Source organism: Actinomadura soli (genome assembly GCF_005889715.1).
In the GTDB taxonomy this organism is placed as follows: domain Bacteria; phylum Actinomycetota; class Actinomycetes; order Streptosporangiales; family Streptosporangiaceae; genus Spirillospora; species Spirillospora soli.
On record NZ_VCKW01000451.1, the window covers coordinates 1 to 3,854 of the forward strand.

A 3,854-nucleotide genomic window follows, 5' to 3' on the forward strand; every position below is an offset into this window, starting at 1 on the left:
CCCTGTCGCAGGTCGACGGATACGCGGCGCTTCGTTCGCGGATGGACGAGGCGGGGGAGCGGCGGGTGTTCGTCAAGCCGGCGCACGGCTCGTCCGCGTCCGGGGTGGTCGCGCTGCAGGCCGCGCCCGGTCCCGGGGGGCGGCGCCGGGTGCGGGCCGTGACGTCGGCGTTCATCGCGGGGGACAGGCTGTTCAACTCGCTGCGCGTCGGCACCTACGAGACCGAGGACGAGGTGGCCGCCCTCATCGACGCGCTCGCGCCGGACGGCCTCCACGTGGAGCGCTGGTTGCCGAAGGCCACGGTCGGCGGCCGTGTGTTCGATCTGCGCGTCGTCGTCATCGGCGGTGAACCCACGCATGCGGTCGTCCGGACGAGCCGCCACCCGATGACCAACCTGCATCTGGGCGGCGCAAGGGGCGACCTGGGGGCGGTGCAGCGCGCGCTTGGGGATAACGGCTGGCAACGGGCATTGGACGTGTGCGCGCGGGCCGCCGCTTGTTTCCCGCGCAGCCTCATGGTCGGCGTCGACCTGCTCGTCGGCCAGGGGATGAAGCGCCTGGCCGTGTGCGAAGTCAACGCGTTCGGCGACCTGCTGCCCGGCCTCACCGGCCTGCACGGCGGCCCCGCCGAGGGCCTGGACACCTACGCCGCCCAGATCAGAGCCGCCCTCCAACCCACAGCCGCGTTGCGCCCATGCATGACATGAACCGGGTCATCGGCAGCCATGACGTGCTGCTGGTGACCCTCGACACGCTGCGCTACGACGTGGCCGCCGAACTGGCCGCATCCGGGGAGACGCCTACGCTGACCGGGCTTCTCCCAGAAGGCCGCTGGGAACGCCGCCACACCCCGGGCAGTTTCACCTACGCCGCGCATACCGCGATGCTCGCCGGGTTCCTGCCGACGCCCGCGTCCCCTGGGCGGCACCCACGTCTGTTCGCCGGAACGTTCCCAGGCAGCGAGACGAGCACAGACGGCACCTGGACGTTCGACGCCGCCGACCTGCCGTCCGGGCTCGCGGCGGTCGGCTACCACACGGTCTGCGTGGGCGGCGTCGGGTTCTTCAACAAGCAGACACCGCTCGGGTCGGCGCTTCCGTCGCTGTTCGCCGAGAGCCACTGGGAGCGCGGGTTCGGAGTGACCGACCCGGAATCGCTGCCCAACCAGATCGACCGCGTCGCCGAAATCGTGACGCGGCTGCATGCCGAACGCCGCCTGTTCCTGCTGCTGAACGTCGCGTCCCTGCACCAGCCCAACTGGTTCTACCTGGACGGTGCCACACGCTCAGCCGGGGACACGCGCGCCAGCCATGCCGCCGCGCTCCGGCATGTCGACGCCCATATCGGCCGGCTGTTCTCCCTGATGCGCCGCCCCTGCTTCGTCATCGTCTGCTCCGACCACGGGACGGCGTACGGCGAGGACGGCCATACCGGGCATCGCATCGGCCACGAGGTCGTCTGGACCGTCCCATACAGGGAGTTCGTTCTGTCGTGAATCAGTACCAGGCGTATGTGTACGCATACCCGCACAAGACCGCCTACCGTCCGCTGCCCGCACCGCCTGCACTACGCGATGTATGGGCCAGTGAGCAGCTCGATTCGCTTTTTCTCTACATGCATGTGCCCTTCTGCGAGATGCGGTGCGGCTTCTGTAATCTGTTCACCCGCACTGGCGCCCCCGAAGAACTGACCGGCGCCTACCTGAACGCGCTCGACCGGCAGGCAACCGCCGCCCTGGACGCCCTGGACGGCAAGGGCTCGTTCGCCACCGCGGCGTTCGGCGGCGGCACGCCGACCTACTTCACCGCGCCCGAGCTGGAACGGCTCTGCGACATCGCCGGACGGTTCCCGGGATTCGGCACGATCCCGCTGGGCGTGGAGACGTCACCGGCCACCGCGACCACCGACCGGCTGACAGTGCTCGCCGAACGAGGGACGACCCGGATCTCCATCGGAGTCCAGAGCTTCATCGATGACGAAGCGCGCGCGGCCGTCCGTCCTCAGAAGCGTGCCGAAGTCGAGGCAGCGCTGGACCGCATCCGCGCGGTGGGTTTTCCGACCCTCAACATCGACCTCATCTACGGCATCGACGGCCAGACACCCGCGACCTGGACACATTCCCTGAACGCCGCTCTGGCCTGGCGTCCAGAGGAGATCTACCTTTACCCCCTCTACGTCCGTCCGAAGACCGGGCTCGAACATCGCGCGCAGGACTGGGACGACCAGCGCGCCACCCTCTACCGGATCGGCCGCGACCACCTCTTGGGCGAGGGCTACGAGCAGGTGTCGATGCGGATGTTCCGCCGGCCTTCTGCCACCGCCAACGGCACCGAATACTGCTGTCAGACGGACGGCATGATCGGCCTGGGGTGCGGAGCCCGTTCCTACACGTCCCGCTTGCATTACTCGTTCGAATACGCGGTTGAGACAAGGCTCGTGCGCTCCATCATCGACGACTACGTGCGCGAGGACGACTTCACCACAGCCCGCGTCGGTTTTGAATTGGACGACGACGAGCGCCGCCGCAGGCACCTCGTCCAATCCCTGTTGCAAGCGACCGGTGTTGATCGAAGCCATTACCGGTCGCGCTTCAACACAGACCCACTGGACGACTTTCCAGCCGACCTCACGTCGTTTCACGACCGCGGATGGCTGGAGACGTCCGACGACACCATTCGGCTGACTCCGGAAGGGCTCGCCTACTCCGACGCCATCGGCCCGGCGCTGTTCTCACCGCACGTCCAGGCGCTGATGGCCGCCTACAAGGCCCGCTGATGGAACACCTGACCATCCTCTACCGAGGGCCGCTGGCCAGCTGCGACTACGACTGCCCGTACTGCCCCTTCGCCAAGCGCCGCGACACCCCCGAACAGCTCCGCGCCGACCGTGCGGCACTCGAACGCTTCACCGCATGGGTCTCGGCGCAAGACCACCGCGTCTCCGTGCTGTTCACACCGTGGGGCGAAGGCGTCGTCCGGTCCTGGTACAGGCGCGCGCTCATCGACCTGAGCCATTTGCCGCATGTCGAGCGGGTCGCGATCCAGACGAACCTGAGCTACCGCGTGGCGTGGACGGCCGACGCTAACCTCACCCGCTTGGCGCTCTGGGCGACCTACCATCCCGGCCAAGTGCCGTACGACCGGTTCCTCGGCAAATGCCGTGACCTGGCGGCTCGCGGCGTGCGGTTCAGCGTCGGCATCGTCGGCCTGCCCGAACACCTGGAGGCCGCCCGGAGACTCCGCGCCGACCTGCCCGCCGGGACGTACCTGTGGGTCAACGCCGCCGAAGGACACACCTACGACGACGCCGAGGCCGACGCCTGGACCGCCGTCGACCCCCTGTTCCCGGTGAGCCGCCGCCCGCACGCCAGCCGCGGCCTCCCCTGCCGGACGGGCCACACCGTCGTCTCCGTGGACGGCGACGGCACCGTCCGCCGCTGCCATTTCGTGCCCGCCGTCCTGGGCAACCTCTACGACGGCTCGTTCCGCGACGCCCTTGCCCCACGCGCTTGCCCTCTCGACACGTGCGACTGCCACATCGGCTACGTCCACCTCGAACCTCTCGGCCTCTACGACACGTTCGCGGGAGGCGTCCTCGAACGCATCCCGGCCCTCCTCGCCCACCCCTGACCCGCCCGCACACCGCCGACATCGGCCTGGACGAAAAGGCCCAAGCCAACGGACGCCCGACCACGACCAAGGCGCAAGCCGCCTGGCAAGGAAGGCAGCAGCCGGGCCCGCCCGAGGCGTCAGCCCGGGCCGACCGAGGGCGCGAGCCGGGGGTGACTGAGGCGGGAGCCCGGGGGTGACCGAGGCACGAGCCCGGGGATGACCTTGGCGGGAGCCCGGGGTGAC

The 3,854-nt window shown here is 69.3% G+C and carries 4 protein-coding genes; all 4 read left to right on the plus strand.

What is annotated here, in order from left to right; all coding sequences use genetic code 11:
* On the plus strand, nucleotides 1–707 hold a 707-nt coding region (locus ETD83_RS40370), incomplete at its 5' end, for an STM4014 family protein (protein ID WP_171064718.1).
* Nucleotides 695–1,495 carry an STM4013/SEN3800 family hydrolase gene (locus ETD83_RS40375; RefSeq protein WP_171064719.1) on the plus strand — a complete coding sequence of 267 codons (801 nt, stop codon included), beginning with the start codon at nucleotides 695–697 and terminating at the stop codon, nucleotides 1,493–1,495. The genes ETD83_RS40370 and ETD83_RS40375, both read left to right, overlap by 13 nt.
* On the plus strand, nucleotides 1,492–2,775 hold the full coding sequence (locus ETD83_RS40380; protein WP_230421516.1) for an STM4012 family radical SAM protein: 1,284 nt from the start codon (nucleotides 1,492–1,494) through the stop codon (nucleotides 2,773–2,775). Before ETD83_RS40375 ends, ETD83_RS40380 begins: the two co-directional genes overlap by 4 nt.
* Complete coding sequence (locus ETD83_RS40385) at nucleotides 2,775–3,629, plus strand: STM4011 family radical SAM protein (RefSeq protein WP_138650529.1); 855 nt, start codon at nucleotides 2,775–2,777, stop codon at nucleotides 3,627–3,629. The genes ETD83_RS40380 and ETD83_RS40385 overlap by 1 nt, the downstream gene beginning before the upstream one ends.
* The last annotated feature ends 225 nt before the right edge of the window (nucleotides 3,630–3,854 follow it).